The sequence below is a fragment of the Bacillus sp. FSL K6-1033 genome (genome assembly GCF_038630765.1).
Lineage (GTDB): Bacteria > Bacillota > Bacilli > Bacillales > Bacillaceae > Bacillus > Bacillus altitudinis.
In genome coordinates, this window is the sequence record NZ_CP152041.1 from 705,983 (window position 1) to 726,885 (window position 20,903).

At 42.4% G+C, this 20,903-nt stretch carries 21 protein-coding genes; 12 read left to right on the forward strand and 9 right to left on the reverse strand.

Annotated features, from left to right (window positions below):
- Positions 1 to 46: 46 nt before the first annotated feature.
- Positions 47 to 1,126 carry a DUF3900 domain-containing protein gene (locus MHH31_RS03505; protein ID WP_039168562.1) on the reverse strand — a complete coding sequence of 360 codons (1,080 nt, stop codon included), beginning with the start codon at positions 1,124 to 1,126 and terminating at the stop codon, positions 47 to 49.
- 200 nt (positions 1,127 to 1,326) lie between these two features.
- Positions 1,327 to 1,476, reverse strand: a complete 150-nt coding sequence (locus MHH31_RS03510) for a DUF1540 domain-containing protein (protein ID WP_008344201.1) — start codon at positions 1,474 to 1,476, stop codon at positions 1,327 to 1,329.
- 354 nt (positions 1,477 to 1,830) lie between these two features.
- Here MHH31_RS03510 and rfbF point away from each other — a divergent pair, with 354 nt between their 5' ends.
- From rfbF to MHH31_RS03535, 5 genes are read left to right on the forward strand one after another with little or no spacing between them, the layout of a single operon-like run.
- Positions 1,831 to 2,595 (forward strand): glucose-1-phosphate cytidylyltransferase, encoded by a 765-nt coding sequence (gene rfbF, locus MHH31_RS03515; RefSeq protein WP_342495288.1) that lies wholly within the window; start codon positions 1,831 to 1,833, stop codon positions 2,593 to 2,595.
- A gap of 4 nt (positions 2,596 to 2,599) precedes the next feature.
- Positions 2,600 to 3,571 carry a GDP-mannose 4,6-dehydratase gene (locus MHH31_RS03520; RefSeq protein WP_025092661.1) on the forward strand — a complete coding sequence of 324 codons (972 nt, stop codon included), beginning with the start codon at positions 2,600 to 2,602 and terminating at the stop codon, positions 3,569 to 3,571.
- Between the two features lie 12 nt (positions 3,572 to 3,583).
- Entirely contained in the window at positions 3,584 to 4,495 is a 912-nt protein-coding gene (locus MHH31_RS03525; protein WP_171465072.1) for a putative nucleotide-diphospho-sugar transferase, read from the forward strand.
- The gene (locus MHH31_RS03530) at positions 4,492 to 5,682 is read left to right on the forward strand and encodes a glycosyltransferase family 2 protein (RefSeq protein WP_342495289.1); all 1,191 of its coding nucleotides are present in this window, start codon (positions 4,492 to 4,494) and stop codon (positions 5,680 to 5,682) included. Before MHH31_RS03525 ends, MHH31_RS03530 begins: the two co-directional genes overlap by 4 nt.
- A complete protein-coding gene (locus MHH31_RS03535; RefSeq protein ID WP_024718603.1) occupies positions 5,683 to 6,612 on the forward strand; it encodes a putative nucleotide-diphospho-sugar transferase in 930 nt (309 codons plus the stop codon).
- Between the two features lie 34 nt (positions 6,613 to 6,646).
- Here MHH31_RS03535 and MHH31_RS03540 read toward each other — a convergent pair whose 3' ends face one another.
- Positions 6,647 to 7,885, reverse strand: coding sequence for an MFS transporter (locus tag MHH31_RS03540; protein WP_056408120.1), 1,239 nt, complete (start codon positions 7,883 to 7,885; stop codon positions 6,647 to 6,649).
- 146 nt (positions 7,886 to 8,031) lie between these two features.
- Complete coding sequence (locus tag MHH31_RS03545) at positions 8,032 to 10,071, reverse strand: penicillin-binding transpeptidase domain-containing protein (protein ID WP_342495290.1); 2,040 nt, start codon at positions 10,069 to 10,071, stop codon at positions 8,032 to 8,034.
- A 231-nt stretch (positions 10,072 to 10,302) separates the two neighbouring features.
- Between MHH31_RS03545 and MHH31_RS03550 the strand changes: the two genes are divergently transcribed.
- Positions 10,303 to 11,733, forward strand: coding sequence for a DASS family sodium-coupled anion symporter (locus tag MHH31_RS03550; RefSeq protein WP_024718600.1), 1,431 nt, complete (start codon positions 10,303 to 10,305; stop codon positions 11,731 to 11,733).
- On the opposite strand, the gene MHH31_RS03555 is transcribed toward MHH31_RS03550, so the two are convergent.
- Complete coding sequence (locus MHH31_RS03555; RefSeq protein WP_056705609.1) at positions 11,665 to 12,069, reverse strand: hypothetical protein; 405 nt, start codon at positions 12,067 to 12,069, stop codon at positions 11,665 to 11,667. The genes MHH31_RS03550 and MHH31_RS03555 overlap by 69 nt on opposite strands.
- Before the next feature lie 91 nt (positions 12,070 to 12,160).
- Between MHH31_RS03555 and MHH31_RS03560 the strand changes: the two genes are divergently transcribed.
- Complete coding sequence (locus MHH31_RS03560; protein ID WP_142154338.1) at positions 12,161 to 12,388, forward strand: hypothetical protein; 228 nt, start codon at positions 12,161 to 12,163, stop codon at positions 12,386 to 12,388.
- Here the strand turns inward: MHH31_RS03560 and MHH31_RS03565 are convergent.
- A complete protein-coding gene (locus tag MHH31_RS03565; RefSeq protein WP_008344182.1) occupies positions 12,369 to 12,848 on the reverse strand; it encodes an Hsp20/alpha crystallin family protein in 480 nt (159 codons plus the stop codon). The genes MHH31_RS03560 and MHH31_RS03565 overlap by 20 nt on opposite strands.
- Before the next feature lie 65 nt (positions 12,849 to 12,913).
- Between MHH31_RS03565 and MHH31_RS03570 the strand changes: the two genes are divergently transcribed.
- Together MHH31_RS03570 and MHH31_RS03575 are read left to right on the forward strand one after the other, a co-directional pair.
- Positions 12,914 to 13,171, forward strand: a complete 258-nt coding sequence (locus tag MHH31_RS03570; RefSeq protein ID WP_008344180.1) for a hypothetical protein — start codon at positions 12,914 to 12,916, stop codon at positions 13,169 to 13,171.
- A 6-nt stretch (positions 13,172 to 13,177) separates the two neighbouring features.
- Positions 13,178 to 13,411, forward strand: a complete 234-nt coding sequence (locus MHH31_RS03575; RefSeq protein WP_008344178.1) for a hypothetical protein — start codon at positions 13,178 to 13,180, stop codon at positions 13,409 to 13,411.
- A 35-nt stretch (positions 13,412 to 13,446) separates the two neighbouring features.
- On the opposite strand, the gene MHH31_RS03580 is transcribed toward MHH31_RS03575, so the two are convergent.
- Positions 13,447 to 14,838 carry an amino acid permease gene (locus tag MHH31_RS03580; protein WP_008344176.1) on the reverse strand — a complete coding sequence of 464 codons (1,392 nt, stop codon included), beginning with the start codon at positions 14,836 to 14,838 and terminating at the stop codon, positions 13,447 to 13,449.
- Positions 14,839 to 15,017: 179 nt separating this feature from the next.
- Positions 15,018 to 16,091 (reverse strand): glycosyltransferase family 2 protein, encoded by a 1,074-nt coding sequence (locus MHH31_RS03585; RefSeq protein ID WP_024718596.1) that lies wholly within the window; start codon positions 16,089 to 16,091, stop codon positions 15,018 to 15,020.
- 133 nt (positions 16,092 to 16,224) lie between these two features.
- Between MHH31_RS03585 and MHH31_RS03590 the strand changes: the two genes are divergently transcribed.
- Positions 16,225 to 18,117, forward strand: a complete 1,893-nt coding sequence (locus tag MHH31_RS03590) for an ABC-F family ATP-binding cassette domain-containing protein (RefSeq protein ID WP_079919636.1) — start codon at positions 16,225 to 16,227, stop codon at positions 18,115 to 18,117.
- A 28-nt stretch (positions 18,118 to 18,145) separates the two neighbouring features.
- Here MHH31_RS03590 and folE2 read toward each other — a convergent pair whose 3' ends face one another.
- Positions 18,146 to 19,042 (reverse strand): GTP cyclohydrolase FolE2, encoded by an 897-nt coding sequence (folE2, locus tag MHH31_RS03595; protein ID WP_342495291.1) that lies wholly within the window; start codon positions 19,040 to 19,042, stop codon positions 18,146 to 18,148.
- Positions 19,043 to 19,185: 143 nt separating this feature from the next.
- Here folE2 and MHH31_RS03600 point away from each other — a divergent pair, with 143 nt between their 5' ends.
- A complete protein-coding gene (locus tag MHH31_RS03600; protein ID WP_144680070.1) occupies positions 19,186 to 19,611 on the forward strand; it encodes a MerR family transcriptional regulator in 426 nt (141 codons plus the stop codon).
- Positions 19,612 to 19,668: 57 nt separating this feature from the next.
- Positions 19,669 to 20,859 (forward strand): MFS transporter, encoded by a 1,191-nt coding sequence (locus MHH31_RS03605; RefSeq protein ID WP_035391389.1) that lies wholly within the window; start codon positions 19,669 to 19,671, stop codon positions 20,857 to 20,859.
- Positions 20,860 to 20,903 lie beyond the last annotated feature (44 nt).

Genomic DNA, 20,903 nt, shown 5'->3' on the forward strand with positions numbered 1-20,903 from the left:
AAAAAACTGCCTCATGCAGCTGATCGCAGGAGGCAGTCATATTCTCTTATTCTAAGTCTGAATCATAGGCTTTTTGCGTGAGTTGGCTGACGACCTCTTTCAAGCCATTGGGTTTATGGAATTCAACAGGTGTGCTTCCTTTTTCAAATACAATTTGATCTGCTTCAACGAGCACGACATATCGATTGTTGACCTTTGCGATATGAATCGAGTGGCCGAAGTCGGCTAAAAGTCCTTTAATTTCTGTTTCGCCTAGACGCATCTTCATCGTGATATCAGGGGTTTGTTCAACAATGTGTGAAGCGGCTAGCGTGACCTGTTCTGTATCGAGTGTTTCCCGAATCTCCCGTTTTTCACTTGCTTCCCATATTTCAAGGTCCTCTTCAAATTGTTTTAATTCTTCACTTTCATCCTGAAATGTTTCAAATACATGTTCCTGCACCATATTCATGACCTGTGATTTCATGATTTCAGGCATCGATTCCCCGTATTCGACGAATTTTAGAAAGTCTTCAAAATAACGAGCGTGTGAGGATTGGTGAATTTTCACTTCGGCTTCCTCTGTCATGCCCTCTTCTGGCATGAACGGGTATTGAATCGATTTCATGTTTTTTGTTGTAATCGCCATTTCTACTTTTTTGATCAAGGTAGATGTATCAGCAATAGAAGCGACTTTCTGTTCAAAATCGCATTTCATGATAAAGACAAAAGAGTCATCGAAATATTTTTTAGGAACCGCAGATGCAACCAAAAACACGCCGCCTCTGACAGCACTTGTATCTAAATAGGTGCGAACAAATTGTTCACTGCATTCGTTAAATACTTCTTTTGTATCTGCAAATCTCGTCTGATGAAATAAATTGTAGTTTGGATTTGAATCGAGTTCATGCCCGGGTTCTACAATAAATCGGCCAATTTTAGTCGGTACTTGCTCAGACTTAGGGTGTCTGTCCACTTTTCGTTTGACGATTTTTTTAAGCTCACCGTCTAGAAAGTCTTTCAGCTCACTTTGTTCAAATTCTTCTTGGTTTAATGTTTGGTAATGTTTAAACCGTTTATTTGCTTGTTCTTCTTTGCCTTCTATTTCAACCACATAGAATGATAGAAATCGTATCGTAAAATCCACTGATGGGTCACCACTTTTTCTTCTTTGGATATGTTGAGTATAGAAAAAGGAGTGAAAAACGTCAACGAATGGAGAAATATCGTGTCATTATTTCCCGAGAAATGTTTCGTGAAAAACGCTTGATAATAATTATCATTCTTGATAGAATGATAAAAGAAAAGAAGGAACCTGCCAGTTCCTTCATCTCAGAAAATCATGTATTATTTTGTTTCAAATGTTTCGCAATCCGTTTCAGCATTGCGAGTCACGTCAGTCATTGTGCTTTTACCAATTTTAATGGTAGAAGCTGTACAGCTGTTGTCAGCCCAAAAACGGCAAGAGTTCACTTCACAAAGTACATTTTGTGCCATGGGAATTCACCTCCGTGATTCATATTAAGAATGAAGCAAGCTGCCACTTGAGTTCATTCAATCTAGTAGTCTCTTTATCGAAAGAGGCTGTTTGTGCTGTATATGCACATGTTTATCATACCATCTACCCTGAAAATATACAATTTAAACTTTGAAAGAGCGAGAATGCAAATCTCGCTCTTTTTTGTTTGTAAAAATAGTTAAATGCTAGGTGGCACCCTCTCTTATTCCGACATATGAATAGAGTAGATTCAAAACCTGATGTCGGACAAAGTATAAGGGTACATGTACTGATTTTCCGCATGAAGATAGGGTTTTCAATCAAAAATTTTCATAGAGAGATGAGGGGAGAAGATGAAAGCAGTCATTCTCTGCGGAGGAAAGGGAACGAGAATGAGTGAGGTCACACAAGCGCTTCCTAAACCACTTGCTATGATCGGAGACCGGCCTATTCTATGGCATATTATGAAAATCTATCAGTATTACGGTGTAGACGAGTTTATCTTATTGCTTGGATATAAAGGAGAGAAAATCAAAGAGTATTTTCTCAACTACGACTGGCGGCATCACAGCATGCAGCTGGATATGTCGACAGGGGAAATGAAGCTTTTAGGGAAGTCGGAGAATTGGAAAATCACCTTTTTAGATACGGGTGAGGATACAATGACAGGCGGGCGGTTAAAGCAGGCACAGGATTATATTGGTGATGAGACATTTATGATGACGTACGGGGACGGACTTGCCAATATCAATATGTTTCATTTGCTCAAGCGCCATCAAGAGCTTGGAGCAGCTGCCACTGTCACAGGAATTGAAAAGAAATCACAGTACGGCACGCTGAAGGTGTATAACGGGATGGCACAATCCTTCTCTGAGAAGACAGACAGTATCGGGATGATCAATGGAGGATTTTTTGTGTTGTCTCCAAAGGTTTTTGATTATTTAACAGATGATGATCAATGTGTGTTCGAAGCAGAGCCTCTTCAGAACTTGGCGAATGAAGGAGAGCTAGCAGTCTATGAGCACCACGGATTTTGGACAGCAATTGATACGTATAAAAACTTGAAAGAAATCAACGGCATGTGGGCAGATGGAAAACAACCATGGAAGGTTTGGTGACAGCATGAGCGGATTTTGGAATGGGAAAAACGTATTTGTGACCGGGTGTACGGGATTGTTAGGGAGTTACCTCGTCAAGGAATTGATTGATCAAGGAGCAAACGTAACAGGGCTTGTACGTGATCAGGTGCCAAGATCAAACTTATATCAAGGCAGTCAATTTGAAAAGATGAATGTCGTCCAAGGCGCACTTGAGGACATGCAAACGATAGAACGTGCGTTAGGAGAATATGAGATTGATACAGTCTTTCATTTGGCCGCCCAAGCGATTGTTGGGGTCGCAAATCGTCACCCGGTCTCTACATTTGAAGCCAATATTTTAGGAACATGGAATGTGCTGGAGGCGTGCAGAAGGCAGCCGCTTATCAAACGAGTGATTGTGGCATCGAGTGATAAAGCATACGGAGATCAAGAACAGCTTCCTTATGATGAAGACATGCCGCTTAACGGTAAGCACCCATATGATGTGTCAAAAAGCTGTGCAGATTTAATTTCTCACACGTACTACAACACATATGGTCTTCCGGTTTGTATTACGCGCTGCGGTAATTTATATGGAGGCGGGGATTTGAATTTTAACCGAATCATTCCGCAAACCATCCAGCTTGTGTTAGAGGGAAAGGCGCCAGAAATTAGAAGTGACGGTACCTTTATCCGTGATTATTTCTATATTGAAGATGCGGTCAAGGCTTATTTACTGCTAGCTGAAAAAATGGAGGAAAAAGGGCTTGCAGGAGAAGCATTTAACTTTAGTAATGAAATTCAGCTGACCGTGCTTGAGCTCGTTGATAAAATCTTAAAGGCGATGGGCAGTGAATTAAAACCTCGTATTTTGAATCAAGGAACGCATGAGATTAAGCATCAATATTTATCAGCAGAAAAGGCGAGAAAGCTGCTTGATTGGAAGCCTGATTACTCCATTGATGAAGGGTTAGAAAAGACAATTGAATGGTATCGCGAATTCTTTCAAAAATAGAGGTGTATACAGATGAACAGCATATATTGTACGGTTCTATCAAGTGGAAGACTTTATCAAGCCATTGCGTTTTTCTTATCGTTGAAGCAAGTAGAAGATGATGCTGTCATCAAAACGTTATGTATGGATGATGCTGCATTTGATTTGCTTCATCAAATGAATTTCCCGCATGTTGATCTTGTTCATGTGCGTGAGCTTGAAACGCCGGAGCTTCTAGAGATCAAAAAGGAACGAAATGATTCGGAATATTGCTGGACATTAAAACCGATTTGGATTGAGTGGCTATTTAAGCAGGACCAGGCGGAGGAAGTGACGTATCTAGATGCGGATTTGTTCTTTTATGAGAGTCCACAAGTGATTTTTCAAAACCAGCCTGATGCCTCTGTGCTTCTATCAAGAGGGGATATTGTCATTCCAAGCTTTGATCCAGAGGAAGTGAAGATGCTTCAGAAACTTTTAGGGCGTTATAACTCAGGCTTCCTGCATTTTAAAGGAGATGAAGCCGGCCGGAAGTGCCTGAGCTGGTGGAAAGAAGAATGTCTAAAAGAATGCAAAAATGCGCCTGGAGAGGGGAAATTTGGCGATCAAGGGTATTTGGATCATATGCCGATGCTGTTTGAAAAAGTAGAAGATATTCAAACAAAGGGTGTGAATATTGGTCACTGGAATTATGGCCAGCATTCTTATCAGGAAGAGAATGGACGTATTTTGCTTGAGGATGGAAGCCCACTCATTTGCTATCATTTCAGTGGTTTTCGGATCTTAAGCAAAGATGATATGCAGCAAATCCATGAAAAAGGAAGAGATGACTTGCCATTTTTCCAAGAAGCCTATCGGGAAGTGCTGCGTCATGTGATTGAATCGGTAGAACAAGTCAATCCGATGTTTAACGGCTATGCCAAACTGGAGGAGGATGGCGCATGAATGAAAAGCCGAAGGTCAGCGTCATTATTCCGAGTTATAATGCGAAAGAGCGTTTAGAAGGGAGCCTCTTTTCCTTAACGCTTCAGGAAACCGATATTCCATTTGAGGTCATTGTTGCTGATAATGGGTCAACAGACGGCACGATGGAAATGCTCGAAAACATTGAGGTGAACTTTCCATTCAAAAAGGTGCGTATTCCTGTCAATCAAGGAATTGCCAAGGGGCGCAATCATGCCATTCGTGAGGCAGAGGGAGACCTCTTAATATTCCATGACAGCGATATGCTGGCAGAGCCGCAATTTATTCAAAAACACGCAGAGGCACATGCTGATCATGAGGATCTTGTCATTTGCGGTGTTTGCTGGAAGCGAATCTACCGTTATTTTTACACCGGTTTTGATCAAGATCATGTGAAACGATTAAAAAAACAAGGGCTGTATCAGCGGAAAATGAAAGACAAAACGTCTCTTGTGTCGATGGAGGAAGTGAAAAGCGGCGCATTTCTAGAGAGAAGCTTCGACTTGCAGTCCGAATTTATTGATATCCTGAAAGACATTTTAAGCACGTACGACTATGATTTAAGTTCTTATCAATTGCCGTGGCGATTTTTTATCACAAATAACTCTTCCGTCAAGCGAAAGCATGTCATGGAACTAGGGATGTTTGATGAAAAAATCGTTCGATACGGGTTTGAGGATTATGATTTAGGCATTCGTCTGCATCAGCTTGGCCTCTCATTTGAGCTGCGTGAGGATATTTTAAGTGTGCATCAGGAACATCCAAGTAATTTAACGTCATTCGATGACATCAAATATAACATTTTGTATATGTGCGAGAAGTACAACAATATTGATTCGATTGATGTTCATCTGGCTTTCTCTGGACCATTTTCTCATACCGTGACAAATGATATCGTGAAAGACATTCGCCAGCTGCGTAAGAATGAAGCATATGATGATCTGCTCGCTTATTTTTTGGAGCTGCTTCATATGATCACAGAGCGGAATGTGGGCATTAAACGTGATCAAAAGGACGTGCTGACGGCAAAGCATTTCCCTTTGAAAAAGCTGTCAGAGGCGGCTCAGCTTGCCAAGCAGGAACATGGATGCACGGTGCTGGCCGAGGCCATTCAAGGGCTCACAAAAGAGCTGCTGCATGTTGACTTGTTCCAAGTGGATGTGTTGTAGATGGCATCCTATCATTTCACAACCATTGTGTCGAATACCCATGTATTTAAGCTGCTGGCGCTGATTCATTCACTTGAGCAGACGGCTCAATCATACAAACTTTCTGTCTTATGTGCTGATCCTTTGGCTTACAAGGTGTTAAGTCAGTTTCCTCATCCACATGTCCAATATGAACAGCTTGAAGATGTGGAAGATGATTCGCTGCGAAAAGCAAAGGCGGATCGTACGTTCCATGAGTATTGCTGGACGCTTAAGCCTGCGTTTCTACTCAAAATTCTTGAGTCCTCTGATGCAGATTATCTCGCTCATTTGGATACGGATTTGTATTTTTATCATGATCCAGAGGCGATATTTGCAGAAAATCCACTCGCTCATGTATTTTTGACAGATCATATGAATTCCAAGCGATTCTATCACTTTTATGAATTATCCGGCCGTTTTAATACTGGGTTTGTAGGCTGTCGAAACACAGATGTGGCCAAACGGGCTGTGACGCAGTGGAAAGAGAACTGCATTGCGCACTGTACAGTAGAAATGGATACGGAAAAAAAGACATATGGTGATCAGCGGTATGTTGAAAGATGGGTCGATGATTTTGAGGGTGTCCATGTGGTGGCATCTAAAGGTGCCAATGCAGCGATTTGGAATATTGAAAACTATAAGCTATCCGTTGTGAAAGGAGATATGTATCTCGACGAATGTCCACTGCTGTTCTATCATTTTTCTGCCTTTACGATCATTGATGAAAATACCTTTAATCTGAATTGGTATTACTATATGACAGAACACACTCTTGTAGATCATTTGTATATTCCGTATGCTGATTTGATTCATCTGAAAATTAAACAGGTGCAAAAGGTCTTTCCAGACTTTCAGCAGGGGTTTATTGCAAAGAAGCATGTTCCGGACACGCATTTTTATGAGATATGAAAAAACCGCTCATTTATTGAGCGGTTTTTACCTTTTATGATTCATTCCATTTGGCTATGGTCTGATCGCTTGGCAGTAAGAAGGCTAGGATGCCTAATATCGGTAAAAAGGCGACACCGATCATGGTAGGCGTTAAACCGACTGCATCAATTAATGAGCCGAGGGCAACGGATCCAATCGCTCCCATACCAAACGCAAGCCCAACAGTTAAACCAGACATTGTGCCAATTTTCCCGGGAAATAGTTCTTGGGCATAGACCACGGTGACAGAGAAGCTTGAGGTCAGAATGATCCCAATGAGTCCAAGTAAAACATAAGCAAAAACTGGTCCGGCAAATGGGAGAAGCAGGGCAAGCGGAAAGGATGCTAATAAAGAAATTAAAATGACGGTTTTCTTGCCGAAGCGGTCTGCAAGCGGCCCGCCTAAAAATGTCCCAATCGCACCCAATATAAGAAATAAGAAAATATAAGTTTGTGATTCCTTAATCGTCAAACCATATTGTTCAATCGCATAAAACGCATAGAAATTCGAGATCGCATTTCCATACCAAGAACGCGCGAAAATAAGAAAGACGATAATGCCAAGTGCTGTGAGCGCTGACTTGCGGTGAAGTTCAGATCTTGCTGCTTTTGCAGGCGCTTTTTTCGCTTGTGCTCGAATGGTTTGAAGCTTTCTTGCGTACCATCTCGAAATATAGAGAAGGAAACCGACAGCAATCATTCCAACAATCGTAAACCAAGCCACACCTGGCTGACCGAGAGGGACGAGCATTAATGCAGCGATTAGCGGAGCAAAGGCTTGACCTGTATTTCCACCGACTTGATAGATAGATTGAGCAAGACCGCGTCTAGGACCAGCTGCCATGTTGGCAACCCGTGAGCCCTCTGGATGGAAAATCGCAGAGCCGAGTCCAATAAAGACGACGCACAGTAGGATGGTCGCAAATGATGGCGCAAACGCAAGGCCGAAAATGCCGACAGCACTTGAAAATAATGCGATAGGCAGTGCATAGGGCATCGGCCGTTTATCTGTGTACCACCCGATCGCAGGCTGCATGACAGAGGAGACCATATTTAATGTAAAGGCGATCAGCCCTAATTGAGTAAAGGTCAGCCCCATTGAGCGTTCTAAAATAGGGAACATGGCAGGAATCACGGCTTGCAATGTATCGTTGAGCATATGGCAAATACCAATAATCAATAAAATAGGATAAACCGTTGAACCGGTGACCGCTTTTTGAGGTTTATTCTTTGTTTGAGCAGCAATAGCCAATGAGACTTCCTCCTTTCATTCAACTTGTTTTCTTTTTTTCATTCTCCTCATTTTATTCATAAGGTGAACTATAAAACAATAGCAAATTGTCATGATTTAGAAAAAAAGAGACACATGCGCTTGATGGAGCGTGTGTCTCTTAAGGGTTATTTATAGAAAGAAGCGATGACAGGCTTCATTTTTTGAATGACAAGTCCACTGCCTCCACGGTTTTTCACACCTTCAATCATGCCGACGAGGACGTAATCTTCTTTTTTAGGATTAAACGCAAGTAAAAATCCATTTTCAGTACCGTCTGTCGCACCTTGTTTGCTCTTTAGTTCCGCTGTTCCGGTTTTAGCGGCTATATCAGCCCCTTTTATTTGCAACGAGTGAGCGGTTCCGTTTGAATTGGTGACGACTTGAGTTAGTGCATCCTTCACCGTATTTGCTGTATCTTCTTTGATGATCTGTTTTGGTGATGCTGTTTTTTCATCCTGAATGACTCGAGGGTACACAAGCTTTCCTCCTGTTGCAAATGGAGAATAGGCATGTACTTGTTCAATTGGAGACATGAGTAATTCTCCTTGGCCATATGCTGAGTCGGCAAGTAAGATGTCTGATTGGATCCCGTCGTTAGACACTTGTGCTGGCTTCATTGTAAACGGCATGTTTAAATCATCACCAAACCCAAATGTTTTCACTTTTTTCTCGTAAGTATCTTTGCCGATTTCAAGGGCTTCCTGTCCAAAATAAATATTATCTGAGTACACGAGGGCATCGACCATATTGACTTGTTCTTTGTCATGAACCCGTGTAATGCGATAATTTCCCCATGATTGATCCTTTTGCCATTTCAGTCCATGAATGGTGCGCACTTTATTAGGTTTTGTGACACCTGTTTCCAGTCCAATCGCTGCTGTAATGGTTTTGAATGTAGATCCTGGTGCATATCTGCTCGCATATCGAGCTTGGAATGGGAGATCAGGATTTTCACTGTATGCTTGATATTGTTTAGGCGTGATCCCGTTGGTCATTAAATTGACATCGTAAGAAGGGGTGCTAACAAGCGCTAATAAATCACCTGATGATGGGTTCATAATGGTGACAGCCCCTTTTTCACCTTTCAGCTGTTGATAGGCTTTTTTCTGCAAAGATGCATCAATGGTCAGCTTGACGGTTTTCCCGTCTTTTCGGTTTGTTTTTTGTAATGTTTCTTCAATACCTGTTTCATCATGGATAATGAGGATGCTTCCGCCATCTTGTCCTCTTAAGTTCTTGTCAAATGTGAATTCAAGGCCGGTTTTGCCGATGATTTGATCCGCCTTTAAGGCTGGATTTCTTTTGATATCATCCGCATTTGCTTTTCCCACATAGCCTGTCAGATGAGCAGCGGCTTCGTTATAAGGATAGTAGCGCATTTCCTTCGTTTGATAGGTGACGCCATTTATGTCTTTTGGAATCGGCTTTTGCTCTAACATAGACTTTAGCGGGACAAATGTATCATCTGTGACCCATGCTTGTTTCAGCTGATTTTGAATCAGCTCTTCATCTATATCAAAAGCGCTGCTGATTTTTTTGATGTTGCTTTCTTTTTCCGTGTCTGTCCCGAGCTTTCCAGGGATGATGCCAAGTGCGTGTCCACCAGTTGTTTCTGCTAACGTGCGCCCTTTTCGATCTACAATATTTCCGCGTACCGCTGGATCCGTTGTCACTTTGATGGTGTCACCCTTTTCCATTTGCGGGAAGATGAGATTTGGTTTCCAGTCTACTTTCCACTCGTTATCCTCTTCGGAGAGAACGCCCTTGTAAGAGAGTTTGTTCAGTTTTCCAAGTGACGTTTTCATCGTGACTTCATAGGTAAATTGATACCCATTTCCTTTGTCCTGTTTTTCTACGTTGACGTTTGAGACGTTTAGATCATTCGCACCGATGCCGCTAAAGATATGATCGTATTTTTCGGCAAGTTGTTTTTTAGAAAAGTCATTGGCTTTCAGAGAGCCGCTTGTGACCTCATTTGCCAATTTTGTGAATTCTTTTTTCTCCAGATGTTTCGTAAAGGATTCAGCGGCTTTCAGCGCCTCTTTTTCTTTTGAGAAAAGCGTATCTTTTAAGAAAAAGAGAGCAGCAGCAATCGCGATGATGCTAAGAAGGGGAATGATGACTTTTTTCTGTTTCCAAAATGATTTTCGTTGATCTGTATACAATGAAAACACCTCAATTTTTGATTAGATCCTCTATAGTTTACAGTTACTGTGTAGGATTTGTATAGTTTCTCCTATGAATATAGACCAAGACATGAAGTGGAAATATGAAGCAAGACACAGTTGCTGCTTAAGGATCTCTTCATTTTTTCTTATGATTTAAAGGATTTTTTATGTGATCATCGAATGTGAAAAATTAGAAAAAATTAAAAACGTTTTCATGAAGGAGGAATTGTGATCGTTTATAAAAAAGTGAATCTAACTGGACTTGTTCTTGGACCGATCTTCTTTTTGCTTATTTTTTTGCTCATTCCAGAAAGTGAATTGACCTATGCACCAAGAGTGGTACTGGGCGTTACGGCTTGGACTGCGACATGGTGGGTCACAGAAGCTTTGCCTATACCGGCTACCTCTTTATTGCCCATCATCCTTTTGCCAACACTTGGCGGGCTATCGATGGAGCAAACATCAAGAGCTTATGGAGACCCGATTGTTTTTATGTACATGGGCGGATTTATGATTGCCATTGCTATTGAAAAATGGAATTTACATAGAAGAATGGCCTTACATATTTTAAACATCATTGGCACAAGAAGTGACCGCATTGTATTAGGGGTTATGATGGCAACGGCCTTTTTATCTATGTGGATTTCAAATGCAGCCACAGCACTGATGATGCTGCCTGTGGCACTGGCTGTGATTAAAGAGGTGAAGGCGAACGATATTTTGTCTGGTGCATCTCTTGACCGATTCAGCAAAAGCATCCTATTATCGGTCGCTTATTCAGCCTCTATTGGCGGACTGGCGACACTCGTTGGGTCTGTGCCAAATGCTGTTTTTGCAGCGATGTCAAAAAAGCTGTTAGATCGAGAAATTATGTTTTTTGAATGGTTTTTGTTTGGTTTTCCGGTGGCGGCTGTTCTGCTCATTCTCTTATTTCTGTATTTGACCAAGATACAGTTCAAGGTAGAGCACACAGGGGAAATGGGAGCAGCGTTTATACGGAAGGGTTTAGAGGATTTAGGCAAAATGAAACAAGAAGAAAAATGGGTTTTTGCTATTTTTCTTATGACGGCTTTTTTATGGATTTTTAAAATCTTTTTGTTTGGCGGGCTTCCTGTCTCGGATACGTCGATCGCAATCTTTGGGGCGATGCTGTTATTTCTCATTCCAGCGACAAATGGAGAGAGAATACTAGAATGGCAGGATATGAAGCAGTTGCCATGGGGGCTTTTGCTTTTGTTTGGAGGCGGGCTTTCGCTCGCTACAGGATTTGCGGAAACGAATCTAACAGGATGGATCGGGGAAAATTTACAGCATTTAAATGGGCTGTCGTACCTCATGCTGCTAATTATTTTAACGGCTTCTATTTTATTTATGACCGAAATTATGTCTAATACAGCAGTTGCGAACATGATCATTCCAATTACAGTCGGGCTTGGACTTGCAATTGGCATGGAGCCGTACGGCTTAATGGCTGCGGCTGCGTTAGCTTCCTCATGTGCGTTTATGTTGCCAATTTCCACACCGCCAAATGCGGCTGTCTTTAGTGCGGACGTACTGAAAATATCTGATATGGTCAAGGCTGGCTTTTGGCTAAATGTGATCAGTATTGTAGCGATTGTGCTTGCGGTTTATTTCTGGCTTCCTGTCGTGCTGAGATGAAGACTTTGATCGAATGGAGACTTTTGGTGTTTTTGTTTCTTTTGGCTTCGGTACTGAAGCTGCCTTTTTGAGGTGCGGGTCCTTTGGCGTGTAATAGGTGGCCCCAATGTTGAGTCTGCCTTTAAGCTGATCAATGGAAAGCTCACCAAACTCTAAATGGTAGTCAATTTTGTCCACATGCAGTGATTCAATGTGAATGTGCGTATCCTCCGAGACAGGCGGAGCAGGTGCAGACATTTTCTGCTCAAGAGCGGTGAGTCTTTTTTCCAGCTCGACGACAGATGGAGATGGACTGGCTTCGGTTTTTTTAAAGAGTGATTGAATGAAATGTTTCAAGTGGACCACAACCTTTTCTTTCGCCTTGCTCTAGTCTATGGAAAAGCTGCCCGGTATATACTTATAGAGATACATGAAAGGGGAGAAGTGCATGCTGCCTACACGCATTCAGATTACCCATATGAAAACGAATACGATTGGTACAGGGTCCTCGATGACATTCGGTTCAACGATCGTACGAAATCACTGCTCGACGATCAAAAGAAACAATGGTTTTGGTGAACAAAATGCCGATAGCGTGATCACGATCTTGCCGATTGAAACGATTGATGATCGTGATCTAATAGACGCAGTCAGTATCAATATTCGTCATCTATGATTATCGCAGTTGCTTTTCCTTCATCCTTTTGCAGGCGAATGTATAGCACGCCGTCTTTAAAGGCCGCATTCATTTGACCAAGAATCATATCTGGGAGCCGAATTTTTCTTTCAAACGGACCATACTTTCCTTGTTTTTGGCGAAAATCCTGTTCGTTAAAAAAGGAAAAACGCTGTCCTTTCACAACCAAATATTCACCATATGACAGCACCTGAACATCTTCCTTCCGGTAGCCAGGCAGATAAATTAAGTACTGAAATTCAGTAGGGGTTTCCACAATGTCGACTGGTGGAAACGATGCATCTGTTCCTCGCTGATCTTGCTGCGAGAATGTAAATGGAGACGGACCATTTGCCATAAAGGGAGATCTTTGCTCATCATCGAATATCATTTTCCAAAAATCATCTCCATGCATTTGCTGGGCAATGTCCATCCACTGCTTCATTTTTTCGAAGTCCATGTGAAGACCTCCTGTTAACATACTTGATGGGTGCTCGCATATACCTATAAAAAGGAGGTTTATCTGTGGTTCAACCAACTCCGTATATCAATATTAATATTTTCATGTTAAAAATTAATTCCTTTGAAAATGCGTCGGCGGTGAATGTCGGACAAAATTTGTTAGCAGAGTGGCAAAACTCAGATAAAAAAAATCAGGGGTACGGACAGAATTTTGGAGATGCTAGCGGTTTTGTCGGAACAAAGAGCCATGTAGATGATCGAGATCAAGTGGACTCACCTGCCTCTTTTTCGCCAGCAGCTAAACCTATTCCAAGGAAGTGATGTGTGATGTTATTCTCACCCTCAGTCGTCAATGTCGGTGCTTTTAAAATCAATGCAATGGATCGGGGGGCATCACTGACGCTAGGACCTTATCAGCAGATCGATTATTTTCTCTCGATGAAATTGAACCAGGGTTTTGGTGAGGACAATGGAGATTGTTCACCGCTTGTCATTCCAATTTCAAGCGTACTCGATCCAGATATGGTGGATTCGAATTCAGTGAAAAACAGTGTGATTTAAACAAAAAAGAGACCGGGATTCCCCGTGTCTCTTTTCTATTGTGTTTGATTCAGATGGCTTTTTCGTCTTGCGTAGGTAAAATACACAACGACACCAATGGCTACCCAGATGAGGAAGGCTCGCCATGTCTCCCATTTCAGTGTGGCAGCCAATATCATACAAATGACCGCACTAATGATGGGAAGGACAGGGACAAAGGGTACTTTAAACGCTGTCTTCATATTCGGATGTTTTTTCCGGAGTATGATCACAGCGATCGAGATCACCGTAAAGGCCGCAAGTGTACCGATGCTGACTAAATTAGCAAGTGTTGATAAGTTGACGAATCCAACGATACATGCCGCAACAGCGCCTGTCAGCCAAGTGTTGGCAACCGGTGTCTTCGATTTTGGATGAACGTTTGAAAAGATTTTCGGCATGAGTCCATCTCGGCTCATAGCAAAGGTTAAACGCACCTGAGCGTAGACAAGTGCAATTAACACGGTCGTAATCCCGATAATAGCACCTGCCGATATAATACCAGCGACACTATTCAGGCCAACCACTTGAAGCGCAAAAGCGACAGGGTCACTGACATTCAGCTTCGTGTAGTGAACCATGCCTGTTAAGACAAATGAAACCCCGATGTATAAAATCGTACAAACGCCGAGCGCACCGATGATTCCGATCGGCATCGCTTTTTGCGGGTTTTTGACTTCTTCTGATGCATTAGCGATTGCATCAAATCCAAGGTAAGCAAAAAAGACAGTTGCCGCTCCAGCAATCACGCCATGGAAGCCCATTGGCATAAAAGGTGTCCAATTTTCAGGTTTAACGTAAGCAAAGCCTGAAATGATAAAGAGGAGGACAATGGCAATTTTGATGAGCACAATGATGTTATTCAGCTTTGTGCTCTCTTTTACGCCTCTTGAGACAATAAAGGTAATGAGTAAAATAATGAGTGCGCCTGGCAGGTTAAAGATGGCCCCATCAGCGGCTCCGGGTGCAGCCGATAAAGCCTTCGGTATGTGCAGACCAAATCCACTGAGCAGTGATTGAAAATAGGATGACCATCCGCTTGCCACAGCAGAGAGCGCAACAACATATTCAAGCATTAAATCCCAGCCCATTAAAAAGGCGAGGAATTCTCCAAGTGTTGCGTAAGAATACGTATAGACACTTCCTGACACTGGAATGGACGAGGAAAATTCAGCGTAGCAAAAAGCAGCAAGGGCGCATGCGATCGCAGCCAAAATAAAAGATATAATAATCGCAGGTCCCGCATCTTTCGCAGCCGCAACCCCCGTTATCACAAAAATTCCAGTCCCGACCACACAGCCAATGCCAAGCAAGATTAAATCAAATGTATTCAAAGAACGGCTCAGCCGCTTCGTTTGACTTTCAAGCATGAGCTGATCGAGAGACTTTTTTCTAAATAAAGAACTCATGTTGACCTCCTAATGGATAAATCTTTTCGTAAGACGAATGTTAGTATATGCGTAAATGACAATTTAGTCAATTGGTTGAAAAACGCTTTAAATCGCTAAAGTATTAAATGTCACAAAAGGCTAATGTGTATCAAAAGACATCCGCCGGCATGTGACAGGCGGATGTGATAACAGGAGATTTACGTTTGTTCAGCAAATATTTTTTCGTTGTACAGCACACTCGGATGGGTTGGGTAATGGGCTGAGGATGCAAGATGATGGGTTTTGGCTTGAGCCAAATCACCGAGCTGATAATAACAATAGCAAAGCTGAAGGTGAGGATACCATGTTTTATATTGTGTCAGTGTAAAGGCTGTTTCGATTTCAGGTGCCTTCAGTGCCTGCTCATACCAATAGATGGCCGCTTTGTATTTATTTTGTGCTTTGAAATGATCCCCAATCCGGCAGCAAAATTCTGGACGGGGCTGATCATATAAGAAGGATCGCAATAAGGAGGATAAGGCGGCTTCCTCAAAACCCACTGCATAATAGCAGTCAGCTAAATTTTGGCATGTGCGAATTTCATCCTCAATCCAGCATTGTTTTGTGGCTAAAAATTTGTGATAAAAACGAATCGCTTTCACATGCTGCTTGTGATCTCGTAATTCATTAGCGAAGTAAAAGAGATCGCGAGGCGTCATCTCTTCGCCTTTTGCAAGCATGTTTTCATAAATGCGCAGATTGCGTCCAGGCTCTCCAGCGGTTGTTTTCTTACGCTTTTGATGGGTGACGGCGATATCAGCCGGTAAGATGTTGCCATACACCTGAAGAAACTCATGAACGGCCCCATACCACTGAAAGTTCAAGGCACGCTTGACGAGCCGATTTCTTCTATATTTAAAATTCACCTGACCGTCCTCACTAAATCCAACATGGTAAAACATCGAGACGGCATCTACTGCGGGATCAAGCGTCTGTTTGAGCTGAAGAAGTTTTTGCTGGTCCTCTTCAAGTAGGACATCGTCGGCATCCAGCCATAAGATATACTCTTTAGTCGCATGGGAAAATGCGAAATTGCGTGCTTTTGCAAAATGCTGGACCCATTCAAAGTCGAGTACCTTTGCTGAAAAGGAGTGAGCAATGTCCTTTGTTTGATCCGTTGATCCTGTATCAACAATGATCATCTCATCTACAATGTCTTGAACAGAAGACAGGCAGTCAGCCAAAACCTCCTCTTCATTTTTCACAATCATACATAAACTAATGGTTATCATCTTTAGATCACCTCTTCATAGTGTATCGAGCATCAAAAGGAAACATTCTTTTCAGCAGCGGGTTTTTTTAAAACTAGTTTTCTGCTACTGGCTGATTTAAAATAAAGGAAGAATCTATGTAAGGGCTGATAAAATGAGTTTATTGAATGTAGAAGGATTATATAAAACCTATGGCGAAAAAACGCTGTTTGACCATATCTCTTTTCATATAGAACCAAAGGAACGCATCGGGTTAATTGGACCGAATGGAACAGGGAAGTCAACGCTTTTAAAAGTCATTGCAGGACTTGAATCATTTGAGGAAGGCGACATCACAAAGGCAGGGACACTTGATATCGAATTTCTCGAGCAAGATCCTGAAATGAGCGGGGATGAAACGATTCTCGACTATATTTTTTCAGGAACAGCACCAATGATTCAAACGATGAAAGCCTATGAAAAGGCACTGGCTGATTTAGAGCATGATCCACAAAACGAGGCAAAACAAGAAGCGCTTATGCGTATGCAAAATAAAATGGATCAGGACGACGCATGGGATGCGAACCTTTCGGCGAAAACGATTTTGACAAAGCTTGGCGTCAAAGATGTGAGCCGATCTGTTCATGCGTTATCAGGCGGACAGAAAAAGCGTGTGGCGATCGCCAAAAATTTAATTCAGCCTGCGGGTTTGCTGATTTTAGATGAGCCGACAAACCATCTAGACAACGCAACCATTGAATGGCTTGAAGGATATTTGAGTCAATACAGCGGGGCTGTCATTCTTGTCACCCATGATCGTTATTTCTTAAACCGTGTCGCCAATCGGATTTATGAATTAAACCAGGGGCAGCTTTACACATATAAAGGAAATTATGAAGTCTTTTTAGAAAAAAGAGCGGAACGAGAAGCAGAAGCTCAAGTAAAAGAAACGAAACGTCAAAACCTGCTTAGACGTGAGCTTGCATGGCTCAGAAGAGGGGCAAAGGCTCGAACGACAAAGCAAAAAGCACGTATCGGCAGAGTGGAAGAGCTAAAGGATCAAAAGGGACCTGATGCAAAGGGAGAGCTGGATTTTGCGATCGGTTCTCACCGGCTTGGAAAACAAGTGATTGAGGCAGAAGAGATCAGCATCACATTTGCTGGTCAAACCCTTGTGGACCAGTTCAGCGATTTAGTCGTGCCAGGTGATCGTATCGGATTTATCGGACCGAATGGAGTGGGCAAAACGACTTTACTCAATTGCCTGGCGGGTAAAATCGAACCGACGAATGGACAATTGACCATTGGACAAACAGTCCGCATTGGCTATTACACGCAGGACCATAACGAAATGAATGAAGAGCTGAATATCATTGATTACATCAAAGAAACAGCTGAAATTGTCAAAACGGCAGATGGCGTCATTGTGACAGCAGAGCAGATGTTGGAGCGATTTTTATTCCCTAGATCCATGCAGCGCACGTTTATCCGCAAGCTGTCAGGGGGAGAGCGCCGCAGATTGTATTTATTGAAGGTTTTGATGGAAGAGCCGAATGTTCTCTTTTTAGATGAGCCGACGAATGATCTTGATACAGAGACGCTCAGCATTTTAGAGGATTATTTGGAGCAGTTCCCAGGCGTAGTCATCACCGTGTCGCATGATCGTTATTTCTTAGACCGAGTCGTCCATCGTCTGCTTGTGTTTGAAGGAAATGGACGTATTTCACACTTCCAAGGTGCTTACAGCGATTACATGGCGCAAGAAAAAGAACAGAAGCGGACAGAGACAAAACCAGCTGAAAAACAAGTAGAAGCTGCACCGAAAAAGAGGAAAAAACTATCCTATAAGGACCAGCTTGAATGGGATGGGATTGAAGATCGGATACAAGCACTAGAGGACAAACACCAGCAGCTCGAAGCCAGTATTGCTGAGGCTGGCAGTGATTTTGGGAAAATTCAAGAGCTGATGGACAAGCAAAAAGCCGTCGCTGAAGAACTAGAACAAGCAATGGACCGCTGGACAGAACTGTCTATGATGATTGAGGAATTAGAAAGTAATGAAAAATAAAGGCTGGTAAAAAAACTGTAGAGACATTCTACAGTTTTTTTTGATAAGAACATTTGGCATAAGCATCGTGCTGGTGAATGGATTCTTCATTTTGGCACTCAATTTGAAACCCATTAATCCAGTTTTGTTCATATAGCTCTGCGGCAATTAACCTCGCAAAATCCTCTACAAAACGTGGATTTTCATAGGCCTCTTCTGTCACGTGTTTTTCATCTGGTCTTTTGAGTACAGGGTAAAGGGGCGCACTCGCATTAGACTCGATGATCTGCAGTAGATCTGCTTTCATGTCATCAGGGAGTTGACCCTGTTCAAACAGCTCTACCTGAATAGATACAGTGCCGCGCTGATTATGTGCGCCGTATTCACTGATTTCTTTTGAACAAGGACATAACGTTGTCACTTGAGCAGTGCAGCCAATATGACAAATCCATCCGTTTTCTTCATGAAAGTGGATGTCGTATTGCACGTCTGCATGCATCAAACCGGACTTTCCGCTGATGGGACTCTTTTTTTCCATGTACCACGGAAAGGAAACTTGAATCGAGGCAGAAGGCTGATTCATTTGCGTGGCAAGCTGTGCGGTCAATTCTTTTAAGGAATCCACATCAACCGGCTTTCCGCTCTCATAAAATGAGTGAAGCTGCTCGGTGAGACGGCTCATATGAATGCCTTTTTGATGAGCTGGCAAATGTGTACTCAGCGTAAAATTAGCGGAAGCGGTTTGTTGCTGTGGAGCCGTTTTAGACAAAATATGTACAGGGTACGACACACGGCAAATTCCGACCTGTTCCAGATCAAAATAATAGTCTTGTTCGGTTTGTTGGATGTCTATCATGTTCTCTTTTTGACAAGGTTTTGTTCTAGCGCTTGGCGGGACAGAACCGAATTGTGCGTGTCGTTCTTTTTTGGATGGAAATGAACGCATAGGGTACCTCCTTTAAAACGTAATTATTCCTATTTATTCTGCATCAAACCACAATAGAAATCAAGTGATCAAACATTAACGTTTACGTTAAGGTCATAAAGGTGTATAATAAAACATGAATTGATGAGCAGGAGGCACTGGTGATGGAATGGATGAAAATTGATCAAGTGGCGAAAAGAAGCGGTCTGACGAAACGGACCATTCGTTTCTATGAAGAGATTGGTTTATTATCAGCACCAAAGCGGACAGAGGGCGGTGTCAGACTTTACTCAGAGGATGACATGGAAGAACTGGAGAAAGTGATGCAGGCCAAAGAAGTGCTTGGCTTTTCTTTACAAGAGCTTCAGTCGTTTATGGAAATAGGAAAACAGCTTGAGCTGAATAAAGAAGGCTACTTGTTGTCACTTGACCCGAAGGAACGATTAGAAAAACTGTTAGATATTGATGCGCAGCTGACTGTGCAGCATCAATTGATTACAAAAAAGCTTGAAACGATTCAATCCTTTAAAAAGGATCTTGAAACGATGAAAGATAGAGCGGCTCATGCGATTGAGCAATTACAAAAATAAACACCTCAGCGTGTTTATTTTATTTTGTTAAACAACTGTAGGAAAGGTTCTGATGGAATGAAGGAAGAAGAAGTATTGAAACAGCGTACGAGTCTGCTTAGACAGCCAAAAGCCGTCTGGGCGGTGGCCTTTGCTTGTGTGATTTCATTTATGGGCATAGGGCTTGTAGACCCGATTTTGCCAGCCATTGCATCACAATTACATGCATCTCCAAGTCAGGTGTCTCTTTTATTTACGAGCTATTTGCTTGTCACCGGCTTTGTGATGTTTTTTACCGGTTTTATTTCTAGTCGGATTGGTGCCAAATGGACGTTATTATTGGGACTCATCTTTATTATTGTCTTTTCTGCTTTAGGCGGTACTTCTTCAACCATTAATGAATTAATTGGTTTTAGAGGCGGATGGGGCATTGGGAATGCCTTATTTATTTCAACGGCATTATCAGTGATTGTCGGTGTGTCTGTTGGCGGAAGTGCGAAAGCCATCATTTTATATGAGGCTGCACTAGGTCTTGGGATTTCTGTCGGGCCGCTCCTTGGAGGTGAGCTTGGAACGATCTCTTGGCGCGGGCCATTCTTTGGCGTTGCGGTGTTAATGCTTGTTGCTCTTTTAGCCATTACGTTTATGCTTCCGCCTATGCAAAAGCCGCAGAAAAAGGTGAAGTTATTTGAAGCTGTTGGAGCCTTAAAATATAAGGGGCTTTTAACGATGGCATCTGCTGCTTTCTTATATAACTTTGGATTCTTTGTTCTTCTAGCTTATTCGCCATTTGTGCTTCATCTTGATGAGCATGGTCTTGGCTATGTCTTTTTTGGATGGGGATTATTTTTGGCCGTGACATCTGTCTTTTCAGCGCCGGTCATTCATCGCAAATTGGGTACATTAACAGCTCTTGTTGTTCTCTTTGCTTCGTTTGCTGTGATTTTATTCGGCATTGGAATATGGACATCACATGTGGTCGTGGTCATTTGCGGTATTGTCATTGCTGGGGGAATCCTCGGCATGATCAATACGGTGCTTACGACGGCTGTGATGGGATCAGCTCCTGTTGAGCGTTCAATTGCCTCATCTTCATACAGTGCTGTACGATTTATTGGTGGTGCGATTGCGCCTTGGATTGCGGGAGTACTCGCTGAAACTTACACAGCAAGCACCCCTTATTATGTAGGGGCGGCTGTTGTTCTCTTAGGAATGGTCATCCTGCTTCTTGGCCGTAAGCATTTGGTGAATATCCAGGCAGGTCATTAATAGAAAAAAGCCTCATATCTGTTGAAAAGATATGAGGCTTTTTT